The sequence below is a fragment of the Streptomyces sp. NPDC060035 genome (genome assembly GCF_042736635.1).
GTDB lineage: Bacteria > Actinomycetota > Actinomycetes > Streptomycetales > Streptomycetaceae > Streptomyces.
This window is the reverse complement of record NZ_JBHWVO010000003.1, coordinates 78,706-100,697: the sequence shown is the minus strand read 5'-3', so window position 1 is coordinate 100,697 and position 21,992 is coordinate 78,706. Positions and strand designations below refer to the sequence as shown.

Genomic DNA, 21,992 nt, shown 5'->3' with positions numbered 1-21,992 from the left:
CGCCCTTCGCGATCACAGGGCCGTGACCGGCCCACCGGCACGGTCGGCGCGGCTGAAGGCGCGCAGCACGGCGAGCCGTCCGTGCCGATGGGCCGCGACGCGCGCCAGCAGGGCCAGCACGAGATCGGTGGCGGCGTCCGGGACCCCGGGCGCCGCCACCGGGGCACTGACCGCCAGATCGTCGGTGTGCACCGCCATTTCGACCAGCCGCGTGAGGAGGAAGTCATCGAGCGTCAGCCGCCATCCGGTCCACGCGATGGTCACGATCCGGTCGGCGGGCTCGGCGGGCAGCCGCTCGCGCAGCCTGCCGAGCGAGGCGGCCACCGCCTTCGCGAGCTCGTCCGGTCCTCCCTCGGCCAGTCGCTCCCCGGCTTCCCGGACGCCGACGTTCACGGGGGCGTCGAGCCCGGCCCCGATCCACGCGGCCCGGCCGTAGTGCTCGACCGGCGTCAGGAGCGGGCCCGTTCCCGGTGGCTCCACGAGCACCTGTTCCACCTGGAACACCTGCGCGGCCAAGTGACCGGCGAGACCGCCGACGGAGAACCGGGGCAGCGCGCTGCCGGCGGACCAGGCCCGCCTCAGCTGAGGATCGCGCAGGAGAGTGAGGACGGTGCCCGAGGTCTCCAGCGTGAGGCTCCGGATGTCGGCCATGGCGGTTTCACCGCTTTCCGTGGACGGCGCCGAGGGGCGCTGGACGTTGTGACCCTTCCTCAACCATGCCATCACCAGGAGTTGAACTCGCCATGATCGTCCGACAGTTGACAGCCGGCCAGGCCGTCTACCACGACTTCATCGTCGCGGACACGACGTGCGTGCCGGCCAAGCGGCTCTTCGCCGCGTATGTGGTGCGCGCCCGGCTGGACCTGGAACGGCTGGCCCAGTCCGTCGACCGGGTCGTCGCTCTGCACGACAGCCTGCGCACCGCGGTCGAGCTCGTCGACGGCGCACCGATGCAGGTGGTGCGCGAGCCCGGCGAGATCACCGGGCCTGCCCTGCGGTCCGTGACCTGGGACGGCACACCCGCGACCACCGCGCAGCTGGTGGGCGCGCTGGACGACTGGTGGACGGTGCCCCGGCCGCTGGCCGTGCAGGTGCTCGCCGGGCACGGGCCGGAGGAGGAGACCCTGGTGGTCTGCGTCTTCAACCATGTCAGCAGCGATGGCGTCTCGGCCGAGATGGTCTTCGACCAGATCCGCCGGGAGTACGACGGCGAAGGCGCCAAACCGGCCGATGTGGAGCAGTTCTCCTCGTACTACGAGGCGATGCTCGCCGAGGGACTGGACGAGGTGTACGAGGACTGGGTGCGGCTCCTCGACGAGGGGTCACCCGCGCTGCCCTCCTGGATGATCGAGGAGAAGCTCGACGCGCGGGACGTGGCCGTCGGCTTCCACTACTGGTCGCTCGAATCCCTGAGCACGGCAGCCCTGGCGGAGGTCACGCGGGCCCAGGGGTGCACCCAGTTCGAAGTGCTCGCCGCCTGCGCCGCGCTCTACTTCCGCCGGGAGGACGGCCACCCCGTGAACTTCGGTGTCATCCACAGCGGCCGGCACCGGTCGGGCGGCTTCGACGTGCAGGGTCTGCTGCGCAGTTACGTGGTCGACGTGGTGGACCACGCGGGTGTACCCACCGTCACCGACGCGGTGCGCCGGCGACGGGACCTCCTGCGTCACCGCACCGAGCACTTCGCGAAGCTGCCGTTCGAGGAGGTCTGCGCCCGCACCGGCCGCACCCCGGGCTGGCGTGCCGGGCAGCTCGGCGCGTGGGAGGTCGAACTGAACGGAATGTACGCGGCGACGCCGGATCTCTCGATGCAGCAGGCCCCGGTGCTGGTCGCCGAGGTCCCCCTGTCCGAGGAGGCCGCCTGTGAGAACGGCGGGCCGGTCCTGCTGCTCTCCTTCACGCTCGGCCAGGACAAGGTGGACGCCGGTCTGCGGTATGTCTCGCCGCCGGTCGACGCGTCGCTCGTGGCGCGGATCGCCGCCGACTTCGAGGAAACGGTGCGCTTCGTCCACGACCACCCCGACGCCCCGGTGACCGACGCACCGGCGATCTTCCGGACGGCTCCGTCCCGCTGACGGGACGGGGGCGCCCGGCCGGAGGCCGCTGCCGGTCGGGGGAGTTCGGAATCGGCGGTGTGCGGGACCGCCACGCACCGGGATGCTCAGGACCCGGCGCCGAACTCCCAGGTCCGCATCGCGAACACACCGTCGTCCCCCGCTCCCGCCGAGCGATAGGCGGCCAGCGCCGCCTCGTTGTCGCGTTCCACGCCCACCCACATCCCGTAGCAGCCACGCCGCCGCGCCTCGGCCGCCAGGGCTTCGGTCAGTGCCCGGCCGATGCCGCGGCGGCGGTAGGGCTCGTCGACCGCGAGCTCGTACAGGCACATCTCCGTGCCCTTGTCCGGGTGCAGCATCTCGATGCCGGAGACGAACCCCGCCGGGACCCCGTCCACGTACGCGATCAGCATCAGGTGACCGCTCGCGGCCAGGAAGCGGGCCGCCCACGTCGGGGTCGCGGGACCGTCGTACAGGTGCGAGGCCCCGAGTAGTTCTGTGGTGGTGGTGGCGCGGCGGATGTCCATGGACGGGCCCTTCGTGACGGTGGTGTACCACGTACGGAGTACGGTGCGGTCCTGCTGTACCTCTCAGGGATGCGAGGCACTTCACCCTGGCGGCACCCCGGGGCCGGGCGCGTGGCCTTTAGGGTCGAGTCATGGAGAAACCGACTTCCCGGTGGCGGCGGCTGCCCCGTACCCGAGGCCGGTGGGCCGCGGTCGTTGCCGCGCTCGCCGTGCTCGCGGGCGCCGGTACCTGGACCGCCGTTGCCGACGACAGTGTGCCGTCCGTGCACCGCGAGGACCGGATGATGCGGATGAACGGGGTGTCCGTCGACACCTCGTACTTCACGACCGGGGGTTCTCGGCGCAGGCCCGCTGTCCTCATCGGGCACGGCTTCGGCGGCAGCAAGGACGATGTGCGTGCCCAGGCCGAGAAGCTGGCCGCCGACGGGTACGCCGTCATGACCTGGTCGGCCCGCGGGTTCGGGAGGACCAGCGGGGAGATCACGCTCAACGCCCCCGACGGCGAGGTGAAGGACGTCTCGGGGCTCATCGACTGGCTGGCGGGCAGGCCCGAGGTGGAGCTCGACGCGAAGGGCGACCCGCGGGTCGGCGTCACGGGCGCGTCGTACGGTGGCGCGGTGTCGCTGCTCGCCGCCGGGTACGACAAACGGGTCGACGCCATCGCCCCGGTGATCTCCTACTGGAACCTGGCCGACGCACTGTTCCCGGACGGAGTGTTCAAGAAGCTCTGGGCCGGGATCTTCGTCACCACCGGCGGCGGCTGCCAGAAGTTCGAGAAGCACCTGTGCGAGATGTACGAGCGGGTCGCCGTCAGCGGCACACCGGACGCGGCCGCGCGTGAGCTCCTGAAGGAACGTTCCCCCGTCGCCGTGGCCGACCGCATCGACGTGCCCGCACTCATCGTGCAGGGCCAGAGCGACTCCCTCTTCCCGCTCGGCCAGGCCGACGCCATGGCCGAGGCCATCAGCGACAACGGCGCCCCCGTGTCCGTCGACTGGATCTCGGGCGGCCACGACGGCGGCGACATGGAGGGCGATCGCGTCGAGAGCAGGATCGGTGCGTGGTTCGACCGGTACCTGAAGGACGACAAGGGCGCCGACACCGGCCCCGCCTTCCGCGTCACCCGGACCGGAGGAATCGACTCCACCGACGGGGCGGCCCTCAAGCGCGGCGCGGACGGTGACACCTACCCGGGCCTGGTCGGCGGCGGCGAGCAGATCGCCCTCGGAGAGCGGCGGACCCAGACCTTCCGTAACCCGGCAGGGGCCAACCCGCCCTCCGTCTCGGCCCTCCCCGGCATCGGCGGCGGACTCTCCCAGTTCTCCTCCCTCGGCGTCGGTCTCTCCCTCGACTTCCCCGGGCAGTACGCGCGCTTCGACTCCGCGCCGCTGGACACGTCCCTCCGCGTCACCGGCTCACCCACCGTCCGCGTGAGCGTGAAGGCGGACCGGGGCGACGCCGTGCTGTTCGGGAAGGTGTACGACGTCTCGCCGGACGGCAAGCAGCAGGTGCTGCCCAACCAGCTCGTCACCCCCTACCGGATCGCCCCCGGGGAGCAGGGGAAGGCGGTCGAGCTGACCCTGCCCGCCATCGACTACGAAGTCGACTCCGGGCACCGGCTCCGGCTCGTCCTCTCCGCGACCGACCTCGGCTACGCGTCGCCCGCCGAGCCGGCCACGTACACCGTCTCCCTCGACGGGCCGATGACCGTCCCCACCGCTCCTGCCGTCAGGACCGCGGCGGCCACCCTGCCCTGGTGGACGTGGGGTCTCCCCGTCGCGGCCGTGGTCATCGCGGCCGTACTCCTGCTCACCGCGCGCAGGCGCACGGCGACCCCCGCACCCGATCCTGCACTCGAGGGCGTACCGCTGCAGATCACGGACCTGTCCAAGAAGTACGCCAAGTCCTCCGACCGGTACGCCGTGCGCGACCTCGGCTTCCGGGTCGAGAAGGGGCAGGTCCTCGGCCTCCTCGGACCGAACGGTGCCGGCAAGACCACCACCCTGCGCATGCTGATGGGGCTCATCACGCCCGACGCCGGAGAGATCCGGGTCTTCGGGCACGCGATCCGGCCCGGGGCGCCCGTGCTGTCGCGGGTCGGGTCCTTCGTCGAGGGCGCCGGATTCCTGCCGCACCTGTCGGGCCGCGCCAACCTGGAGCTGTACTGGCAGGCGACCGGACGGCCCTCCGAGGACTCGCACATCGACGAGGCCCTGGAGATCGCCGGGCTCGGCGACGCCCTGGCCCGCGCCGTGCGCACGTACTCGCAGGGCATGAGGCAGCGGCTCGCCATCGCCCAGGCCATGCTCGGCATGCCGGACCTGCTCATCCTCGACGAACCGACCAACGGCCTCGACCCGCCCCAGATCCGTGAGATGCGGGACGTGATGATCCGGTACGCGGCCGGGGGCCGCACCGTCATCGTCTCCAGCCACCTCCTCTCCGAGGTCGAACAGTCCTGCACCCACCTCGTGGTCATGGACCGTGGCCGGCTCGTCCAGGCCGGCCCCGTCGCCGAGATCACCGGATCCGGAGACATGCTGCTCGTCACCACCGCGGACGAGGTCGCCGAACCCCTCGTGGACAAGGTGGCAGCCCTGCCCGGCATCGGCTCCGCCGTCCGCGTGGACGACGGACACGGGCTGCTGGTCCGCCTCGACGGCGCCACAGCGGCCCAGCTGGTCGCCGACCTGGTCCGTCTCGACGTGCCGGTGACAGGTGTCGGGCCGCACCGCCGCCTGGAGGACGCCTTCCTCACCCTCATCTCCGGAGGATCCGCATGAGCTCCGCCACCGACGTCCGGGGCCCGGCCGAAGCCCCCGGCTACCACGCCCGCCGCACCCTGCCCCTGCGCGTCGAAGCGATGCGGCAGCTCCGCAGGCGCCGCACCCTGCTCATGGGCGGGGTGCTGGCCGCCCTGCCGTTCATCCTGATCATCGCCTTCGCGATCGGCGGCACTCCGGGCGGCGAAGGGGGCGGCGGCGGAGGCGGCTCGCGGATCAACCTGATGGACGTCGCCACCGAGTCCGCGGCGAACTTCGCCGCGACCTGCCTGTTCGTCTCCGCCGGCTTCCTGCTGGTGGTGCCGGTGGCGCTGTTCTGCGGGGACACCGTTGCCTCCGAGGCGAGCTGGTCCTCGCTGCGCTACCTGCTGGCCGCACCCGTACCCCGCTCCAGGCTGCTGTGGAGCAAGCTCGTCGTGGCGCTCGGCTTCAGCCTGGCCGCGATGGTGCTGCTGCCGGTCGTCGCACTGGCCGCGGGAGCCGCCGCCTACGGCTGGGGGCCGCTCCAGCTGCCCACCGGCGGCGCACTCGCCACCGCCGACACCGTGCCGCGCCTCGCGCTCGTCGTCGGGTTCATCTTCGTCTCCCAACTCGTCACCGCGGGCCTGGCGTTCTGGCTGTCGACCAAGACCGACGCGCCGCTCGGCGCGGTCGGCGGCGCGGTCGGGCTGACCATCGTCGGCAACGTGCTGGACGCGGTCACCGCGCTCGGTTCCTGGCGGGACTTCCTGCCCGCGCACTGGCAGTTCGCCTGGGCCGACGCGCTCCAGCCCGACCTCGAATGGAGCGGGATGACGAAGGGCGCGGCGGTCTCGGTGACGTATGCCCTGATTCTGTTCGCGTTCGCCTTCCGGGGGTTCAGTCGTAAGGACATCGTGTCCTGACCTTGACGTGACCTTGACGTTCCGCCCCGCAATCGCACGCTGTTGCCGCATCGAGACGGATCCGCAACACGTTCGTCTGATCCTGACAGGCGCCCCGTACGTCCCATTCACAGATGTCGACGACGTGGGGGGTACGGATGGAACGCCGGACAAGGACTCATCGGGGTGCGCTGGTTCTGCTGTTGGCGGGCGGGATGCTGCTGACCGGCTGCGGCGGCGGTTCGACCAGCGACACCTCTGCGGACCGGAGCAGCGGTACCGGCGGACCGCGTGGCGGGCAGCCCGCGCCCGCCGCGCCGTCCGCCGCACCGGAGCAGCAGGAGGACGGTGCGCAGCGCAAGGAGGACGGCGATACGCGTGAGATCGCGCCGCCCGACTACCTGTCGACCTTCGCCCTGGACGTGGACACCGCCAGTTACGGCTACGCGCGCCGTCTGCTCGGTGACGGGAAGCTGCCCGCAGCGGAGACCGTCCGGCCGGAGGAGTTCGTCAACAGCTTCCGGCAGGGCTACGAGCGGCCGAAGGGCAACGGTTTCTCGGTGAACGTCGACGGCGCGGCGGTCGGCGCCGGGGCCAATGACTGGTCACTCGTACGGGTCGGCCTGGCGACCGGTGCCGCCACCGACGCCGGCGAACGCCCGCCCGCCGCACTGACCTTCGTCGTCGACATCTCCGGGTCGATGGCCGAGCCGGGCCGTCTCGACCTGGCGAAGAAGTCGCTGGGCATCCTCACCGACGAACTGCGCGACGACGACTCCGTCTCCCTGGTCACCTTCAGCGGGGAGGCGGAGACCCGGCTGGGGATGACCCGGCTCGGGGGCAACCGCACCAAGATCCGGGACGCCGTCGACGAGCTGGAACCCGCGGACTCCACCAATGTGGCAGCCGGCGTGGAGCGGGGCTACGACGAGGCGGTCAAGGGCCACCGCAAGGGTGCCAACAACCGGGTCGTCCTGCTCTCCGACGCGCTCGCCAACACCGGAGAGACCGACGCCGACGCGATCCTGGAACGGATCGGCGACGCACGCAAGGAATACGGCATCACGCTGTTCGGCGTCGGGGTCGGCAGCGACTACGGCGACGCGCTGATGGAACGCCTCACCAACAAGGGCGACGGCAACACCACTTACGTCGGCGACGAGACCCAGGCCAGGAAGGTCTTCGTCGACCAGCTGCCCGCCCATGTCGAGCTGCGGGCACGCGACGCCAAGGCCCAGGTGGCCTTCGACCGCAAGACCGTCCAGCAGTTCAGGCTCATCGGCTACGAGAACCGCAAGGTCGCCGACGACGACTTCCGCGACGACAGCGTCGACGGCGGCGAGGTGGGCCCCGGCCACACCGTGACGGCGCTCTACGCCGTACGCCTGCGCGACGGCGCCTCCGGGCACGTGGCGACGGCGACGGTGCGCTGGCTGGACCCGAAGACGCGGAAGGCGCAGGAGGAGACCGGTTCGGTGGAGACCGGCGCGATCGACGGCAAGCTCTGGGGCGGTGACAGCCCACGGCTCCAGGTGACGGCGGTGGCCGCGTACTTCGCGGACGTGCTGCGCGGCGGCGACCTGCCGGGCACCCCCACGCTCGCCGAACTCGCCACCCGGGCGGGGAAGCTGGCGGACAGCACCGAGGACAGTTCGGTGGCGAAGCTCGCGACGGCGATCGAACAGGCGGACAGGATCAGGAGCGGCGACGAGGAGAAGCCGACCGGCGGCGAGGGCGAGGGCGAGCTCGGCTGACCGCCGGCCGGGGCCCGCACGGAGGTGCGGTCCCCGGCCGTGGTTCGCCGGGTGGCTCGCATGACTGTGCGAGTCACCCGCGTGGCTCACGTGACTGTGCGAGCCACCCGCGTGGCTCACGTGACTGAGAAAGCCACCCGCGTCGCTCACATGACTGTGCGAGTCACCGGCGTGGCTCACGTGACTGTGAGAGCCCTCCGCGCGGCTCGCACGGACGTGCAGAAACCGCTGTGCGAACCCCGCGCCCGCGCCATCATGAGCCCCATGTCCTTCGTGCTCCTGCTGGCCGCCGTGCTCACCGCCGGCCTCTATGCCGGCTTCATGCTGACGTTCCTGATCGCGATCATGCCCGGCCTCGCGGCCCTGCCGGACGATCAGTTCGCCTCCGCGATGCGCCGCTTCAACGAGAAGGTGCCCGGGGCGGCCTTCCTCGTCCTCTTCGCAGGGGTGATCGTCTTCCCCGCCGCCGCGCTCATCGCGGGGACGTCCGACTGGCCGACGGTCCTCGGCGCGCTCCTGTGCGCCGTCGTCGGCCACCTGATCACGGTCGCCGGGAACATCCCGCTGAACACGGCGCTCGCCGGGGCGGAGGGCGGCGACGACAGTGCGGCCCGCACCGCGTTCGAGTCCCGCTGGAACAGCCTCCACCAGGCCCGGACCGCGTTCTCGCTCGCCGCCTTCACCCTGCTGACGGTCGCCGCCCTGTAACCGGCCGGCCCGCGTACTGACCGGCCGGACATGCCGAGGGCCGGGCCCCGAAACGGGGGACCCGGCCCTTCGCACACCCTCTAGGCGAGGTGGAAGACCTCCGTCAGCGGGGCCATCGCCTCGTCCGGCGCCTCGGGCTGCTCGAAGAACTCCGCCATCTCCCGCTGCCACCGGTCGTTGACCTCGGTCGCGGCCATTGCCTCACGTGCCGCGTCGAAGTCCTCCGTCTCCAGGTAGCCGACGAGCAGTCCGTCCTCGCGCAGGAAGAGCGAGTAGTTGCGCCACCCGGACTCGGACAGTGCGGCGAGCATCTCCGGCCACACCGCGGCGTGCCGCTCGCGGTACTCGTCCTTGCGGTCCTCGCGGACCTTCAGCAGAAAGCAGACACGCTGCATGAAGCCGGCTCCCGCGCTCAGAAGTTGAACTGGTCGATGTTCTTGGAGTCGAAGACCGTCGGCTCGCCGAGGATGACCTCGCCGTCCTTGCCGATCGTGTAGTCGCCGAGCTTGCCCGCCTTGAACTTCTCGCCCTCCGCGCCGGTGATCTGCCCCGACGCCAGGGCGGCGGCGGCGTACGAGCCGAGGTAGCCGAGCTCCTCCGGGTTCCACAGCGAGAACTGCTCGACGGTGCCGTCCTTGACGTACGGGCGCATCTGGTTCGGCGTCCCCAGACCGTTGAGCACGACCTTGCCCTGGTACGAGGAGTCGCTCAGGTAGCGTGCCGCGGCGGCGATGCCGACCGTCGTGGGCGAGATGATGCCCTTGAGGTCGGGGTAGGCCTGCATGAGACCCTGCGTCTGCTGGAACGACTTCTGGTCCGCGTCGTCGCCGTACGCGACCTTGACCAGCTCCATGTCCTTGTACTTGGGGAGCTTGAGCTCCTCCTTCATGAACTCGATCCAGGTGTTCTGGTTGGTCGCGTTCTGCGTGGCCGAGAGGATCGCGACCTTGCCCTTGTAGTTCAGCTGCTCGCCGAGGTGCTGGACCAGGCTGCGGCCGATCTGCTCGGAGCTGGCCTGGTTGATGAAGAGCTGACGGCAGTCCTTCGCCGTGTCGGAGTCGTACGCGACGACCTTGATGTCCTTCTTCATGGCCTGCTTGAGCGGGCCGCACACCGCGTTGGGGTCGTTCGCCGCGACCAGGATCGCGTCCTGGCGCTGCTGGATCAGCGTGTTGATGTAACTGACCTGCGAGGAGGCGCTGGCGTCGGACGGGCCGACCTCCTTGCCCGTGCCGCCGTACTCCTTCGCCGCGGCGATGCCCGCGTCGTCGACGATCTTCTCGTACGGGTTGTTGATCTGCTTGGGCAGGAAGGCGATCTTCAGGCCCTTCTTCAACGGCGCGTTCGGGTCGGCCTTCGCGGAGCTGCCGGCCTTCTCGGTACCGGTGTCCTTGCTGTCCTTCGTGGTGCCGGAACAGGCGGTGAGGGCGAGCGCGAGGGAGACGGCGGTGGCGGCGGTCGCGACGGCGCGGCGCCCAGCGGCATTGCGGAGCATCATGGCGGCGTTGTGCCTTTCGGAGAGGTACGGGGGGAAAGAGCGGTTATGGCGACTGGGGTGCAGGGGTGTGCGCGGCCCGCCTGTGCCGTCGTTCGACGACGGTGGCGATGACCCGTGGGGTGAGGACGGACGCCACGAGCAGCAGGCCGGTCACGATGACCTGCACCTCGTTGGCGATGTCGTTGAGGGTGAGCAGGTTCTTCAGGACACCGATCAGCAGGACACCGGCGACCGCTCCGAAGAGCGTGCCCTTTCCGCCGTCGAAGTCGATGCCGCCGAGCAGCACGGACGCGATGACGAGCATCTCGAAGCCGAGTCCGTTGTCCGCACGGGCACTTCCGTACCTGAGGGTGAAGATGACACCCGCGAAGGCGGAGAACAGCCCGGTCACGACGAAGAGGAGCAGCTTGATCCGCTTGACCCGGATGCCGGAGAAGTACGCGGCCTCCTCCTGGGCGCCGATCGCGAAGAGCGAGCGGCCCAGGCCGGTGGCGTGCAGCACCACCGCGGTGACCGCGGCCAGCACGACGAAGAGCAGGACCGGGTAGGTGAGGAAGGTGCCGGGCACGGTCGTGGTGTCGACGGCCCAGTCGGCGTACGTCTGCGGGAAGTCGGTCACCGCGTCGCTGCCGAGTGCCACCGAGGCGAGGCCCCGGTAGAGCGCGAGGGTGCCGATGGTGACGGCCAGGGACGGCAGCCCCACCCTGGTGACCAGCCAGCCGTTGAGCAGACCTCCGGCGACGCCCACCAGGAGCACCACCGGCACGATCGTCTCGAAGGCCCAGCCCGCCTCCCACAGTGCACCGGTCAGCGCACTGCCCAGGCCCAGCATGGAGGCGACCGACAGGTCGACCTGCCCGGCGACGACCAGGAGGGTCATCGGGAGGGCGATGATGGCGACTTCGGCGATGTCGTTGAGGGCGAACGCCAGGTTCTCGCTCGAGCCGAAGCCCTGCGTGCTGCCCAGACCGACGACGAGGACGGCCACCAGCAGGACGCCGACGGCGGTGTCCCAGCGCAGGGCCAGGCTCCGCAGGGAGCCGGCCGGGGGCCGGGGCGTCTTCTTCGTGCCCTGTGTGTCAGGCGCCGTGGTCATGAACGGGCGCTCCTCTTCCTCAGTGCGGCGGTCATCCGCAGGTTCACGATCCGGTCGACGCTGATGGCCAGCAGGAGGAGCGCACCGGTGATGGCGCCCTGCCAGAAGGAGTCCACCTTCAGCACGACCAGGACGCTGCCGATGGTGGTGAGCAGCAGGGCACCGAGTGCGGCGCCCCAGACGCTGCCGGTGCCGCCGGTGATGGCGACCCCGCCGACGACGACGGCGCTGACGACGGTCAGTTCCCAGCCGTGCGCGTTGTCCGCGACGACGGTGCCGAAGCGGGCCAGCCACAGGGCTCCGGCGAAGCCGGCGACGGCTCCGGAGAAGGCGTACGCGGCGAGCACCCGGCGGCGGATCGGGATGCCGGCGAGACGGGCGGCCTCGGGGCTCGACCCGATCGCGTACAGCTCACGACCGGAGCGGTAGCTGCGCAGGAAGTACGCGGTCACCGCGAGCAGGACGAGGGCGATCAGCGGGAGGTACGGCACCCCGAGGACGCTGCCGCTGCCCAGCCCCAGGACGGCCTCCGGCACATCGCCGGCGCTGATCTGGTCGCCCTGCGCCCACCAGTAGTCGACGCCCTGGATGATGTAGAGCATGCCCAGGGTGACGACGAGCGCGGGGACCTTGCCGAAGCTGACGAGGGCGCCGGAGATCAGTCCGCAGACCACACCGATGGCGATGCCGAGCAGCATCACGGTCAGCACGCCGTGGTCGCTTCCCGCGACGAACTTGCCGCAGGCGAAGGCGGAGAGACCGACGACGGAGCCGACCGACAGGTCGATGTTGCGGGTGATCACGACGGCGGACTGGCCGACCGCGAGCAGTACCAGGATCGAGGCGTTGAGCAGCAGGTCCTTGATGCCCTGGTCGGACAGGAAGCGCGGGTTGGCCAGGTAGGTGCCGAGGATCAGCAGGACCAGCGCCCCGGCGATGGAGATCTCGCGGGCCCGGAAGACCGTGTCCACGAGCGAGGAAGCACTCCGCTCGGGAGACTTCGCCGTGTCCGGAGGACTCTCAATGGTGGTGGTCATGCCGCTGCCCTCTCATTGCGTCCGGTGGCCGCCGCCATGACCGACTCCTCGGTGGCGCTCTCGCGCGGGATCTCGGCGACGAGCCGGCCCTCGTGCATCACGAGCACCCGGTCGGCCATGCCGATCACCTCCGGCAGGTCGGAGGAGATCATCAGCACGGCGAGGCCGTCCGCCGCGAGCGAGGACAGCAGACGGTGCACCTCGGCCTTGGTACCGACATCGATGCCGCGGGTCGGCTCGTCGACGATCAGTACGGCGGGGCCGGTCGCCAGCCATTTGGCCAGCACGACCTTCTGCTGGTTGCCGCCGGACAGCACACCCACCGTGTCGGCCAGCCGGTTGTACTTCAGCTGGAGGCGCACGGCCCAGTCGGCGGCCCGGTCGTGCTCCAGGGCCCGGCTGACGAGCCCGCGCTGACGGACCTCGTCCAGGCCCGTGAGGCCGATGTTGCGCTCGATCGACATATCCATGACCAGCCCGCGCTGGCGCCGGTCCTCGGGGACGAGCGCGATCCCGGCGGCCATCGCGGCGGTCGGCGAACCGGGCCGCAGTACGGCGTCGCCCACCTTCACCTCGCCCGCGTCGGCACGGTCGACACCGAAGACGGCCTGTGCGACCTCGGTACGCCCGGCGCCGACGAGCCCGGCGAGTGCGACGATCTCGCCGCGGCGGACGTCGAAGGACACATCGCGGAAGACGCCCTCGCGGGTCAGCCGGTGCACGGACAGGGCGACCTCGCCGACCTCGGCGACCTGCTTCGGGTAGAGGTCGTCGAGGTCACGGCCGACCATCCTGTGCACCAGGTCGTCCTCGGTCAGTCCTTCCAGCGGCTCGGAGGAGATCCACCGGCCGTCGCGCAGGGTCGTGACGCGCTGGCACAGCTCGAAGATTTCATCGAGGCGGTGCGAGATGAACAGCACCGCCGCGCCCTCGGCGCGCAGCGTCTGCACGACGGAGAAGAGCCGGGCCGTCTCGCTGCCGGTCAGGGCGGCGGTCGGCTCGTCCATGATCAGGATGCGGGCGTCGAAGGAGAGGGCCTTGGCGATCTCGACGATCTGCTGGTCGGCGATCGACAGTCCCCGGGCCGGCCGGTCGGGGGCCAGATCGACGCCGAGCCGGCGCATCAGCCCCGCAGTGGTGGCGTGCACGGCCTTGCGGTCGATGCGGCCCAGGCTGCGCCGCGGCTGGCGGCCCATGAAGATGTTCTCGGCGATCGACAGATCGGGGAAGAGCGTCGGCTCCTGGTAGATGACCGCGATGCCGGCGTCACGGGCGTCGGCGGGGCCGTGGAAGACGACGGGCCGCCCGTCGAGCAGCACCTCGCCGCTGTCCGGACGGTGCACCCCGGCGAGGGCCTTGATCAGCGTCGACTTGCCTGCGCCGTTCTCCCCGGCGAGTGCGTGTGCCTCGCCGGGGAACAACTGCAGGGACACGTCCTGCAGGGCCCGTACGGCACCGAAGGACTTGCTCACGCCCTTCAGGGCCAGGACCGGGGCCGGGTCCGGGGCGGACTGGTTCATGGGAGCTCCTCCAGCGGTGGGACTGTGTCGCTCCACTCGCCGTGAAAGGTTTCAATGAGGTTTGCTCGGAAGCTAAACGGGGATTGCGGGCACAGTCAATGGGTTGATGGCGAGAAATTCATGCGTGAGGGGCGATGTGCGGCCCGAATAGGGTGAATGGGGAGAACTCTTGACAGTCTTCGAGGTCAACGGCTAAGTTCCGTGACTCTGAATCGATTCACATAGCGGTCACGCGTCGCTCCTCCTGCGCGCGTGCACCAGGTGTTCCGACTGCACGTCGCACCCGGTGGCGGCTCGCGGATGGCATCGTTGTCGGGCGCACGGTTTCATTGCCCCGGCACCGCGCCGGTACACACGTCGGCCGGACATGCCGTCCGCACCGTCGGGCCGGACAGGCCGTGCCGGCCGGGAACAGGGCGCGCCGCTGCGGGTGATCCCCGTCCGGCACCGGCGGGGCCCGGCCTAACCGTCCTGCGGCACCAGATGTGTGGTGAACCATTCCTGGGCCAGATCCGCGACCTGGCCCAGGGCGCCCGGCTCCTCGAACAGGTGCGTGGCGCCCGGGACGATCTCCAGACGGTTCTCGCAGGACAGCGCCGCCTGCGCCTGCCGGTTCAGGTCGATCACCGTGGTGTCGTTGCCGCCCACGATGAACAGCGTCGGCGCCCTTACCCCGGAGAGGTCCGCCCCGGCGAGGTCGGGGCGCCCGCCGCGGGAGACCACGGCACCGATGCCGGAGTCGGCCGCGGCAGCGGCCCGCAGGGCCGCCGCGGCCCCGGTGCTCGCTCCGAAGGAGCCGACCGGCAGGGACACCCGGTGCCGCAGCCACTGGGTGGCGCCCGCCAGCCTCCCGGCCAGCAGCCCGATGTCGAAGACATTGGCCCGGTACGTTTCCTCCCCCGGCGTGAGGAGGTCGAAGAGCAGGGTGCCGAGGCCCGCCCGGTTCAGGGCCGTGGCCACGGAGCGGTTGCGTGGACTGTGGCGGCTGCTGCCGGAGCCGTGGGCGAACACGACGACCGCCGCGCTGCCCTCCGGGAGTACGAGGTCCCCGGCGAGCCCGATGCCGCCCGCGTCCACCTCGACCTGCTCGGAGGCGGTGCCGCGGCCCTGGGGGGCCCGTGCCAGCAGGGAGACGACCTCCTCGTCGGAGGTCTGGGAGAAGTCCCGGTACCACTCACCGACAGCGGAGAAGAGCTGAGGCGTGGACAGGCACACGACCTCGTCCACCTCGGAGCGCAGCCGGCGGGCCACATCCGGCGATGCCACGGGAACGGCCAGTACGACATGGGCGGCGCCCTGTGCCCGTACCACCTGGCACGCCGCCCTGGCGGTCGCGCCGGTGGCGACCCCGTCGTCCACCACGATCACCGTCCGGCCCTCGATCGGGAGGCGCGGCCGGCCGTCCCGGTACGTCCGCGCCCGCCGTACGAGCTCCGCCTCCTCGGCGCGCTCGACCGAAACGAGGTCCTTCTCCCGGACCCCGGCGTGCCGGACTATCTCGTCGCTGATGACACGGACCCCGCCCTCGCCGATGGCACCGAAGCCCAGCTCCGGGTGGTAGGGGACCCCCAGTTTGCGGACCACGATCACATCGAGCGGAGCGCCGAGGGACTGCGCCACCTCGAACGCCACAGGGACTCCACCACGGGGCAGTCCGAGGACGACGGGCCGGCGCCTCTCCAGGTGCCCGAGTGCCTGGGCGAGTCGCCGCCCGGCGTCCGTGCGGTCGGTGAACAGCACGGTGGTTCACCTCCAAGGAGGGAGGACCGGAACTACGAACACACACCCCCACCTTCGAAACAATCCCATTTGCACCCGTTCGGCAAGTCGGGGACGGTCGATCGTATGGAACGAATCGGAGCGGTCCTGATCGATATCGACGGCGTACTCACTGTGTCCTGGAAGCCGTTGCCCGGTGCAGTGGAGGCGATGGAGCAGCTGAGGGCCGCGGAAATCCCTCTGGCACTGGTCACCAACAACACCTCACGAACGCGCGCGGCGATCGCCGAACAGCTGGCCGGGTCGGGCTTCCCCGTCGGCGCCGACGACATCCTCACGGCCCCCGCGGTGACCGCCGTCTATCTGCGCGAACACCACCCGGAGGCCCGCTGCCTGCTGATCAACACCGGCGATGTACGGGACGACCTGTCCGGCGTGACGCTGGTCGAGGAGGAGGACAGCGAGGGCGCCGTACCGGACGTCGTCGTCCTCGGTGGAGCCGGTTCCGCGTTCACGTACGCGACACTCAACCGGGCCTTCCGCCACGTCCACCAGGGCGCCCGGCTCGTGGCCATGCACCGGAACCTGTACTGGCGCACCGCCGACGGGCTCGCCCTCGACACCGGGGCGTTCCTCGACGGCCTGGAACGGGCGGCCGGCACGGAGGCGGAGATCACCGGCAAGCCCGCCGAGGCGTTCTTCGCCGCGGCCCTCGCCCACCTCGGCGCCGCCCCGTCCGGGACGCTGATGGTGGGCGACGACATCGAGTCGGACGTGCTGGCGGCCCAGCGCAGCGGAATCACCGGTGTACTGGTCAGGACGGGCAAGTACCTGCCCGAGACCCATGCGGCAGCAGACGGCGCCCCCGACCATGTCCTCGACTCCTTCGCGGATGTGCCCGCGCTGGTGGAACGGCTGGGGCGCTAGTACGGGACCGGCCACCCGTCCACGCGGCCACCGGGTCGCCCGGCCGCTCGGCGTCGTACCGCCCCGCCCTGCACGTGAGCACGGGGCGGGGCCGGGGGCTGCTCAGCGGACCTCGACGAAGACGGGATTCGAGTAGAACCACAGGTCGTCCCAGGGGCTCTCCAGCCCGTCGGCGAGCGGCTCCGCCTCGTCGGTGCTGGTGCCGCGCACCCGGGCGTACAGGTCGCCTTCCACATTGCGCAGGGTGTGCCGGACGACGTACTCGTCCTTCTGCCGGTGCCAGTCACCCGGACCGAACCGCGCCACGACCTTCGTCGTCGGGTTGGTGTCCGTGTCGAGGCTCGCGGCCGGGCCGGTGACCTTGCCGACGATCAGGTCGACGCGCCGGACCTCCGGACGGTCACCGTGGGCGTTCTTGCCGTCGAGCGGCCGGAACCTGATCTCGATGTCGACGTCCGTGCGGTTGCGGGGGCTCACGGTGAGCGTCTCGCCCATGGCGGCGACGCGGCCGCGGTTGCTCGCCGTGAGGCCGAGACCGGTGATCAGATCACCCGTTCCGACCCAGATCCGGCCGTTGCGGAGTCCGTCCATGATGTCCGCGTAGTCCTGCCTGGCCAGCACGTGGGTCTTGCTGTACTCGCCCGGCCAGAAGTCGGAGCCACCGCGCGTCCAGTGGACGTGCGAGTCCGAGGTCGCGGTGATCCACCAGCGGCGGCCTTCGCCGAGCAGCGAGTCCCACAGCCCACCGACGAGAGCCGTCATCTGGTCGAAGCCGCCATGGGTCGGGTAGCTGCCGTATCCGCCGCGGGCGCTGCCGTTGAGCGGGCCCGCCTGGTGGCCGGGAGCGCCCTCGAAGCCGATGTAGATCTCCGGTGCCGCGTTGTTGCCGTTGCGGAACTCCCTGGGGGTGTCCTGCCCGTAGACGCCGAGGCCGGTCGCCGACCGCGAGGCGTGGTGCGCGATCACGATGGGCTTGCGCCGCATGTCCTTCGCGGCCTTGAGGAATTCGACCATCTTGGACTCGGTGTCCCGGCCGGCATCGGCGGGAAACGGGTCGTACTTGGCGAAGCGGCTCTCCAGCTCGAACAACTGCTGTGCCTCGTCCCGGTGGTGCGGGATCATCAGCGTGTGGTGGTCCATGGCCGGGGCGTCGAACTCCATTCCCCAGAACTGGAGGACCTCGGGCACGAGTGCACGCGAGCGCAGGAGATCGGGGTAGGCCTGCTCGAGGTTGACCTTCGAGTGCGTCGGTCCGCCGTGGTCCGTGCACATCACCCAGTCGAGCCCGAAATGCTTGGCCATGATCGCGTTGGTGACGATCGGGTAGACCGCGTCGGCCCCCTTGCGGAACACCGGCGGATTCTTCGTCGTGTCGAACGCTCCGCTGTACTCCGAGTGCACGTGGTGATCTCCGGCGCGCCACACCCGGTTACGGGAGTTGCGGGACTTTTGGCCTCGGTCGTCGCGACCGTCGGCAAGCGCGGTGCCACCGCCCACCAGCGGGCTCGCGGCCGCCAGAGTCGCCCCGACCCCCGCGTACTTGACCAGACGGCGCCGTGAGAGCGCCGTGGCCTCGGGGTCTTCGGAGTTCTTCTTGTCCTTCACAGTGAGCCTCTCGTTCAACCGCGCTGGGGGGCGATGGCCGAGTCTCGGAGACCGAACCGAACAGGGCGTGAACAGAGGCCGGGACAGGGCGTGAACAGAGGCCGGGACGACGGCGAACAGCGCACGCGCTCGTGACGACGAGGGCCACACCGCTCTCGTAGTCACGGCGCCGGACCCTCCGGCCCGCCGCTGAAGGACCTGCGGCGGGGCGTTGTCAGTGGTGCTGCCTAATCTGCGGGGCATGGGAAATTCGGGCGGTTCAGTTGCGATCAGATCCACGGCAGAGCTGGGCGGTCTGTTGACGGCGGCGGGCTTCACCGGTCTTGAGGACACGGACATGTTGGCGGAGGGCTGGCAGGTGTCGGCATTCGCCGACGCGCGGCAGCGCAGCCTGTCCGAACTCGTGGAGAAGGCTGGGGCACCGGCGGTCATGGTGTCTTTCCTGGACAGCGATGTGGGGTTCATCGAGGCCATGACGCCGGACGGCGGCGCTTGGAAAGGACTCCTCAACCGCGATACGGCGGAGAGCTACGAGATACCGCTGGACGATTTCCCGGTGGAGCCTGCCGTAGCGGGCGCACTTGCGTGGTCGGCCACCGCCGGTCTTACGTCCGAAGCGGAAGTCGTCCGACAGGCGCTCACCGGGTCCGCCACGTTCGCGGAAGAGCTGTTCGGGCTCCTCCTTGTCGGCCTGGGCATCCCCGGGGCCTCTTCCGCGACGCCGCCGCCGCCGGAGGAGGAGGAGTGATCACGGCCACCCGGCGCCCACGCGTTCGCTGGGTTGCTCCGATGCAGGCGCGTAACGCGCCGTGAAAACGGCTACTCAGGCAGCGGCCGGTCGTCGACGACGTGCTTCATGACCAGGGTTGACGTCAGACGCTGGACACCTGGCAGGGTGGCCAACTGCTGGTCGTAGAGCTGCTGGAAGGCGGCCAGGTCGGCGGTGGCCACCCGTAGGAGGTAGTCGGGTTCGCCGAACAGGCGCTGGGCCTGGATCACGTGCGGGACGGCGGCCACGGCCTCTTCGAACGTGGTGACGGTGTCGCGGTCCTCCCAGCGCAGGGTGGCGAAGACCAGGGCTTCGAAGTTCAGGCCGACAGCGGCCGGGTCCACGACGGCGCGGTAGCCGCGGATCGCTCCCTCTCGTTCGAGATCGCGCACGCGCCGGTGGCAGGGGGAGACGCTCAGCTTCACGCGGGCGGCCAGCTCGGTCACTGTCAGCCGGCCGTCCATCTGTAGCTCGGTAAGAATCTTCCGATCCAAGGCGTCCATGGAGAAGATTCTCCCTCATATATCGCGATCATGGGGCAAAGTTAGGAACACATTCGGACAGAACGGTCCTAATCTTTCTCTCGCAACAAGAACGTGAGAGGGGAACGCTCCATGGACACGACCACGCTGGCGGCCTTCCTGGCGGTGGACCTTCTGCTGGTGCTCACCCCCGGCGCGGACTGGGCCTATGCGATCGCTGCGGGACTGCGGGAGCGGTCGGTGGTCCCCGCGGTCGCCGGGCTGATAGCCGGATACGGCGGGTACACCCTGCTCGCCGTGGCCGGCCTGGTGATGATCGTCGCAAGCTCGGCGAGCCTGCTCACCGCACTGACCGTCCTGGGAGCCGCCTACCTGGTGTGGCTCGGCTGGAACGTCCTGAAACAGCCGGCCGGCCTGAGCGCGTCAACGGAGACTGGACTCCTCCCGCCGGAGAGTAGCGCTGAAGGGTGCGGGGATCAGCGGCCTCAACCCCAAGGCGCTGCTGCTGTACTTCTCGCTGTTCCCGCAGTTCATCGACCCCGCAGCGGGCTGGTCCGTCGCCGCCCAGGCCGGCCTGTTCGGCACTCTCCACATGGCGCTCTGCGCCGTCGTCAGCGGATGGGCGTCTAGCCGCGAGGATGTCTGGTCCTGGGCTTTGTCTTCTTGCCCTGGGTCTTGCGGTAGATCTCGGCGACCAGGGTTTTCGCAGTTGGGGAAGCTGATCGATCCCAGGTGTGCGGTCGCCATTGGTCGTCATCGGGTGCCCTTGAGCGACCTCGGACGGCCCAAAGACGGCCCAGGAACGTATTCGGGCGTTCCCACAACGCGGCGAGGTGTCGTAGCTGTCGTCGTGCGCCCGCCAGGGATTACGGGACAGCCCTTAGCCTGCCGTTGTCCGGACTCGTTCAGCGTCGTTGATGTCAGCTGGTGATGTCAGCCCGCAGGTCTAGGCGCCGATGGGCAGTGCCCTTGCCCGTTCGCGCGCCTTGGCGCGTAGCTCCTTGAGCTGGCCATGGAAGCTGTTGTGGCGGTTCTGGTCCAGGTTAAGCGGCAGGTCGAGTCGAGATATGAGCTCAGACTCCATGATCCACGGTTCGTCATGCTCCAACCAGCAGACTTGCGCTGTGGCGGCCATCCATTGACTGAGCGCGGCTTCTCCGTCCTTTCCGAAGGTCAGGCGGCTCCCGCTGCCTACGCGCCGCAGCTCCAGCCCAAGCAGGCAGCCGAGTGTGAGGCGAAGCGTTGATCCCGCGGCATTGCCCCGGTAGTGGTATCGGATGCGCTTTCGCAGGTTCTGCCCGCTGGTCCGGCTCGACATGTGGCGCGGAGCAATGCCTACGTAGAGCAGTCGTCCTGCGGCCAGAGCTGGGTGCGGCGACTCCTTGAAGTGCCACCCGTAGACCCCAGCTGCGGCCGGCACTGGGCTAGGTCGCAGCAAGACCTGTTGCGCCGACCACAGTGGTTCAGGATGGGTTAGGGCGGTAGCGTCCATGGAACCTCCTGGCTGAAACTGAAGGCGCACTTCTCGCAGGCTACTTGGCGACACGGACACGGAGATGCCCCAGCTGCAACAGTGAGGGGTTCTGCGCTTCCGAAGCTCTCAGCTTGGGAAGCTGAGGTGATCGAGGGGCGAGAGCACTGCTGACCTGTTGCCGAGGGGTGCTGCTGCTTGGGGGCGGTCGACCTGTTCCCCGGTGTTCCCCGTGCTTCCCCGCAGGATCTGGCACGGGCCTAGCACGGACGTCTGAGCACCGAACTATGTGAGTACCCGTTCCTGATATAGCGTCAGAAGTTGAGATACCGCCCAAGCTTCAAAGGTTTCTGCTGGCCTGTCATGTGGACATCGGCTGTGAGGTTGAACATTCCCCATGCTGACGTATTCAGTTCAAAGTTCGCTGTCCGGTCCGTGACGGTGCGATCCCGCTGATAGAAAGTCGGGTGAAGATGATAAACGACTCTCGTGACGCGATCGAGATCTCTATCATTCCCTTCGAGGAAAATGCGCATACGATGATATCTGTAGCTTCCTTTGTCCAATGACCTGTCACGACGCGACGTGTGAGCGACGTAGATCTGGGGAGCGGCCTCGGTACTGGTGGGATTCGGCTGAGAATCGGCTGGCACTAGTTCCGTCTCCAGCAAAGGCTGCGCGCCGGGTTGCGGTTCGGGGCCGGAAGGGCCCTGCGGTGACGACGGGGGGAGTCTTATGACGCCCCCTGGGCCTTCATACTCAAAGCCATCGCCTTGTTCGACGCGCTTGTTGACGGTATTGAGGAACTGACGGAGCGGGGCACGGAACCTGTACGCTATCATTGCTATAAGTACTGGCCAGATTAGGCTTTGTAGTAGCGGTATCCAGTCTTTCATTAAAGTCCCCCGGAAAGTCTCTTGGCCACTGTGCCGTTCGCTTGTGCTGCTGTGGCAGATTCCCGACCAGGGTGCCGCAGCTCTGAGACGGCTCATTTGATCTTGTAAGTCGAGCACGCTACAGCAAACCCTGTCGCGAGGTGCCCTGTTCCGGTCTGTTCACAGGCGTACTCAGCTCTCGCGGCGACGTGAGGCCGGCAGAGTTTCTAGGTCATCCCATAGCGGGCACATGTGGGCAGGGTGCGAGGCGGTGCCTGTTGGTACTACCGCTTTGTAAGCCTGG

The 21,992-nt window shown here is 69.5% G+C and carries 20 protein-coding genes; 8 read left to right on the top strand and 12 right to left on the bottom strand.

Annotated elements, in window-relative coordinates; genetic code table 11:
• Positions 1-12: 12 nt before the first annotated feature.
• Positions 13-651 (bottom strand): maleylpyruvate isomerase N-terminal domain-containing protein, encoded by a 639-nt coding sequence (locus ACFWBQ_RS05555; protein ID WP_385484264.1) that lies wholly within the window; start codon positions 649-651, stop codon positions 13-15.
• A gap of 92 nt (positions 652-743) precedes the next feature.
• Here ACFWBQ_RS05555 and ACFWBQ_RS05550 point away from each other — a divergent pair, with 92 nt between their 5' ends.
• Positions 744-2,075, top strand: coding sequence for a condensation domain-containing protein (locus tag ACFWBQ_RS05550; protein ID WP_385484261.1), 1,332 nt, complete (start codon positions 744-746; stop codon positions 2,073-2,075).
• 86 nt (positions 2,076-2,161) lie between these two features.
• Here ACFWBQ_RS05550 and ACFWBQ_RS05545 read toward each other — a convergent pair whose 3' ends face one another.
• Complete coding sequence (locus ACFWBQ_RS05545; protein ID WP_385484258.1) at positions 2,162-2,581, bottom strand: GNAT family N-acetyltransferase; 420 nt, start codon at positions 2,579-2,581, stop codon at positions 2,162-2,164.
• A gap of 131 nt (positions 2,582-2,712) precedes the next feature.
• Here ACFWBQ_RS05545 and ACFWBQ_RS05540 point away from each other — a divergent pair, with 131 nt between their 5' ends.
• The 4 genes from ACFWBQ_RS05540 (at position 2,713) to ACFWBQ_RS05525 (ending at position 8,689) form a co-directional block, all read left to right on the top strand.
• A complete protein-coding gene (locus tag ACFWBQ_RS05540) occupies positions 2,713-5,364 on the top strand; it encodes an alpha/beta fold hydrolase (protein ID WP_385484255.1) in 2,652 nt (883 codons plus the stop codon).
• Positions 5,361-6,248 (top strand): ABC transporter permease, encoded by an 888-nt coding sequence (locus tag ACFWBQ_RS05535; RefSeq protein ID WP_385484252.1) that lies wholly within the window; start codon positions 5,361-5,363, stop codon positions 6,246-6,248. The genes ACFWBQ_RS05540 and ACFWBQ_RS05535 overlap by 4 nt, the downstream gene beginning before the upstream one ends.
• A 137-nt stretch (positions 6,249-6,385) precedes the next feature.
• Positions 6,386-7,981, top strand: a complete 1,596-nt coding sequence (locus tag ACFWBQ_RS05530) for a von Willebrand factor type A domain-containing protein (protein WP_385485013.1) — start codon at positions 6,386-6,388, stop codon at positions 7,979-7,981.
• Between the two features lie 264 nt (positions 7,982-8,245).
• Positions 8,246-8,689, top strand: coding sequence for a DUF1772 domain-containing protein (locus ACFWBQ_RS05525; protein ID WP_385484249.1), 444 nt, complete (start codon positions 8,246-8,248; stop codon positions 8,687-8,689).
• Positions 8,690-8,769: 80 nt separating this feature from the next.
• Here ACFWBQ_RS05525 and ACFWBQ_RS05520 read toward each other — a convergent pair whose 3' ends face one another.
• The 6 genes from ACFWBQ_RS05520 to ACFWBQ_RS05495 form a co-directional block, all read right to left on the bottom strand.
• Positions 8,770-9,084: an L-rhamnose mutarotase gene (locus ACFWBQ_RS05520; protein WP_385484246.1), complete on the bottom strand. Its 315-nt coding sequence runs from the start codon at positions 9,082-9,084 to the stop codon at positions 8,770-8,772.
• A 17-nt stretch (positions 9,085-9,101) separates the two neighbouring features.
• Positions 9,102-10,187, bottom strand: a complete 1,086-nt coding sequence (gene rhaS, locus ACFWBQ_RS05515; RefSeq protein ID WP_385484243.1) for a rhamnose ABC transporter substrate-binding protein — start codon at positions 10,185-10,187, stop codon at positions 9,102-9,104.
• Positions 10,188-10,230: 43 nt separating this feature from the next.
• Positions 10,231-11,283, bottom strand: coding sequence for an ABC transporter permease (locus ACFWBQ_RS05510; protein ID WP_385484239.1), 1,053 nt, complete (start codon positions 11,281-11,283; stop codon positions 10,231-10,233).
• Positions 11,280-12,320, bottom strand: coding sequence for an ABC transporter permease (locus ACFWBQ_RS05505; protein ID WP_385484236.1), 1,041 nt, complete (start codon positions 12,318-12,320; stop codon positions 11,280-11,282). The genes ACFWBQ_RS05510 and ACFWBQ_RS05505 overlap by 4 nt, the downstream gene beginning before the upstream one ends.
• On the bottom strand, positions 12,317-13,840 hold the full coding sequence (locus ACFWBQ_RS05500; RefSeq protein ID WP_385484233.1) for a sugar ABC transporter ATP-binding protein: 1,524 nt from the start codon (positions 13,838-13,840) through the stop codon (positions 12,317-12,319). Before ACFWBQ_RS05500 ends, ACFWBQ_RS05505 begins: the two co-directional genes overlap by 4 nt.
• Before the next feature lie 462 nt (positions 13,841-14,302).
• The gene (locus ACFWBQ_RS05495; RefSeq protein ID WP_385484230.1) at positions 14,303-15,580 is read right to left on the bottom strand and encodes a phosphoribosyltransferase family protein; all 1,278 of its coding nucleotides are present in this window, start codon (positions 15,578-15,580) and stop codon (positions 14,303-14,305) included.
• Between the two features lie 105 nt (positions 15,581-15,685).
• Between ACFWBQ_RS05495 and ACFWBQ_RS05490 the strand changes: the two genes are divergently transcribed.
• Complete coding sequence (locus ACFWBQ_RS05490; RefSeq protein ID WP_385484227.1) at positions 15,686-16,486, top strand: HAD-IIA family hydrolase; 801 nt, start codon at positions 15,686-15,688, stop codon at positions 16,484-16,486.
• Positions 16,487-16,588: 102 nt separating this feature from the next.
• Here the strand turns inward: ACFWBQ_RS05490 and ACFWBQ_RS05485 are convergent, their stop codons facing one another.
• Positions 16,589-18,091, bottom strand: a complete 1,503-nt coding sequence (locus ACFWBQ_RS05485) for a phosphoesterase (protein ID WP_385484224.1) — start codon at positions 18,089-18,091, stop codon at positions 16,589-16,591.
• A gap of 241 nt (positions 18,092-18,332) precedes the next feature.
• Here ACFWBQ_RS05485 and ACFWBQ_RS05480 point away from each other — a divergent pair, with 241 nt between their 5' ends.
• Positions 18,333-18,839 (top strand): hypothetical protein, encoded by a 507-nt coding sequence (locus ACFWBQ_RS05480; protein ID WP_385484222.1) that lies wholly within the window; start codon positions 18,333-18,335, stop codon positions 18,837-18,839.
• Between the two features lie 71 nt (positions 18,840-18,910).
• Here the strand turns inward: ACFWBQ_RS05480 and ACFWBQ_RS05475 are convergent, their stop codons facing one another.
• Positions 18,911-19,363 (bottom strand): Lrp/AsnC family transcriptional regulator, encoded by a 453-nt coding sequence (locus ACFWBQ_RS05475; protein ID WP_385484219.1) that lies wholly within the window; start codon positions 19,361-19,363, stop codon positions 18,911-18,913.
• Between the two features lie 111 nt (positions 19,364-19,474).
• On the opposite strand from ACFWBQ_RS05475, the gene ACFWBQ_RS05470 reads away from it, so the two are divergent.
• Positions 19,475-19,972 carry a LysE family translocator gene (locus ACFWBQ_RS05470; protein ID WP_385484216.1) on the top strand — a complete coding sequence of 166 codons (498 nt, stop codon included), beginning with the start codon at positions 19,475-19,477 and terminating at the stop codon, positions 19,970-19,972.
• A gap of 316 nt (positions 19,973-20,288) precedes the next feature.
• On the opposite strand, the gene ACFWBQ_RS05465 is transcribed toward ACFWBQ_RS05470, so the two are convergent.
• On the bottom strand, positions 20,289-20,834 hold the full coding sequence (locus ACFWBQ_RS05465) for a GIY-YIG nuclease family protein (protein ID WP_385484213.1): 546 nt from the start codon (positions 20,832-20,834) through the stop codon (positions 20,289-20,291).
• Between the two features lie 293 nt (positions 20,835-21,127).
• A complete protein-coding gene (locus ACFWBQ_RS05460; RefSeq protein WP_385484210.1) occupies positions 21,128-21,349 on the bottom strand; it encodes a pYEATS domain-containing protein in 222 nt (73 codons plus the stop codon).
• Between the last annotated feature and the right edge of the window lie 643 nt (positions 21,350-21,992).

Coding starts and splice junctions, on each gene's coding strand:
- ACFWBQ_RS05460 (WP_385484210.1), bottom strand. CDS start 21,349: ATGCGCATTTTCCTCGAAGGGAATGATAGAGATCTCGATCGCGTCACG.
- ACFWBQ_RS05490 (WP_385484227.1), top strand. CDS start 15,686: ATGGAACGAATCGGAGCGGTCCTGATCGATATCGACGGCGTACTCACT.
- ACFWBQ_RS05535 (WP_385484252.1), top strand. CDS start 5,361: ATGAGCTCCGCCACCGACGTCCGGGGCCCGGCCGAAGCCCCCGGCTAC.
- ACFWBQ_RS05530 (WP_385485013.1), top strand. CDS start 6,386: ATGGAACGCCGGACAAGGACTCATCGGGGTGCGCTGGTTCTGCTGTTG.
- ACFWBQ_RS05520 (WP_385484246.1), bottom strand. CDS start 9,084: ATGCAGCGTGTCTGCTTTCTGCTGAAGGTCCGCGAGGACCGCAAGGAC.
- ACFWBQ_RS05545 (WP_385484258.1), bottom strand. CDS start 2,581: ATGGACATCCGCCGCGCCACCACCACCACAGAACTACTCGGGGCCTCG.
- rhaS (WP_385484243.1), bottom strand. CDS start 10,187: ATGATGCTCCGCAATGCCGCTGGGCGCCGCGCCGTCGCGACCGCCGCC.
- ACFWBQ_RS05470 (WP_385484216.1), top strand. CDS start 19,475: ATGGACACGACCACGCTGGCGGCCTTCCTGGCGGTGGACCTTCTGCTG.
- ACFWBQ_RS05465 (WP_385484213.1), bottom strand. CDS start 20,834: ATGGACGCTACCGCCCTAACCCATCCTGAACCACTGTGGTCGGCGCAA.
- ACFWBQ_RS05525 (WP_385484249.1), top strand. CDS start 8,246: ATGTCCTTCGTGCTCCTGCTGGCCGCCGTGCTCACCGCCGGCCTCTAT.
- ACFWBQ_RS05480 (WP_385484222.1), top strand. CDS start 18,333: ATGGGAAATTCGGGCGGTTCAGTTGCGATCAGATCCACGGCAGAGCTG.
- ACFWBQ_RS05475 (WP_385484219.1), bottom strand. CDS start 19,363: ATGGACGCCTTGGATCGGAAGATTCTTACCGAGCTACAGATGGACGGC.
- ACFWBQ_RS05555 (WP_385484264.1), bottom strand. CDS start 651: ATGGCCGACATCCGGAGCCTCACGCTGGAGACCTCGGGCACCGTCCTC.
- ACFWBQ_RS05500 (WP_385484233.1), bottom strand. CDS start 13,840: ATGAACCAGTCCGCCCCGGACCCGGCCCCGGTCCTGGCCCTGAAGGGC.
- ACFWBQ_RS05540 (WP_385484255.1), top strand. CDS start 2,713: ATGGAGAAACCGACTTCCCGGTGGCGGCGGCTGCCCCGTACCCGAGGC.
- ACFWBQ_RS05550 (WP_385484261.1), top strand. CDS start 744: ATGATCGTCCGACAGTTGACAGCCGGCCAGGCCGTCTACCACGACTTC.
- ACFWBQ_RS05505 (WP_385484236.1), bottom strand. CDS start 12,320: ATGACCACCACCATTGAGAGTCCTCCGGACACGGCGAAGTCTCCCGAG.
- ACFWBQ_RS05510 (WP_385484239.1), bottom strand. CDS start 11,283: ATGACCACGGCGCCTGACACACAGGGCACGAAGAAGACGCCCCGGCCC.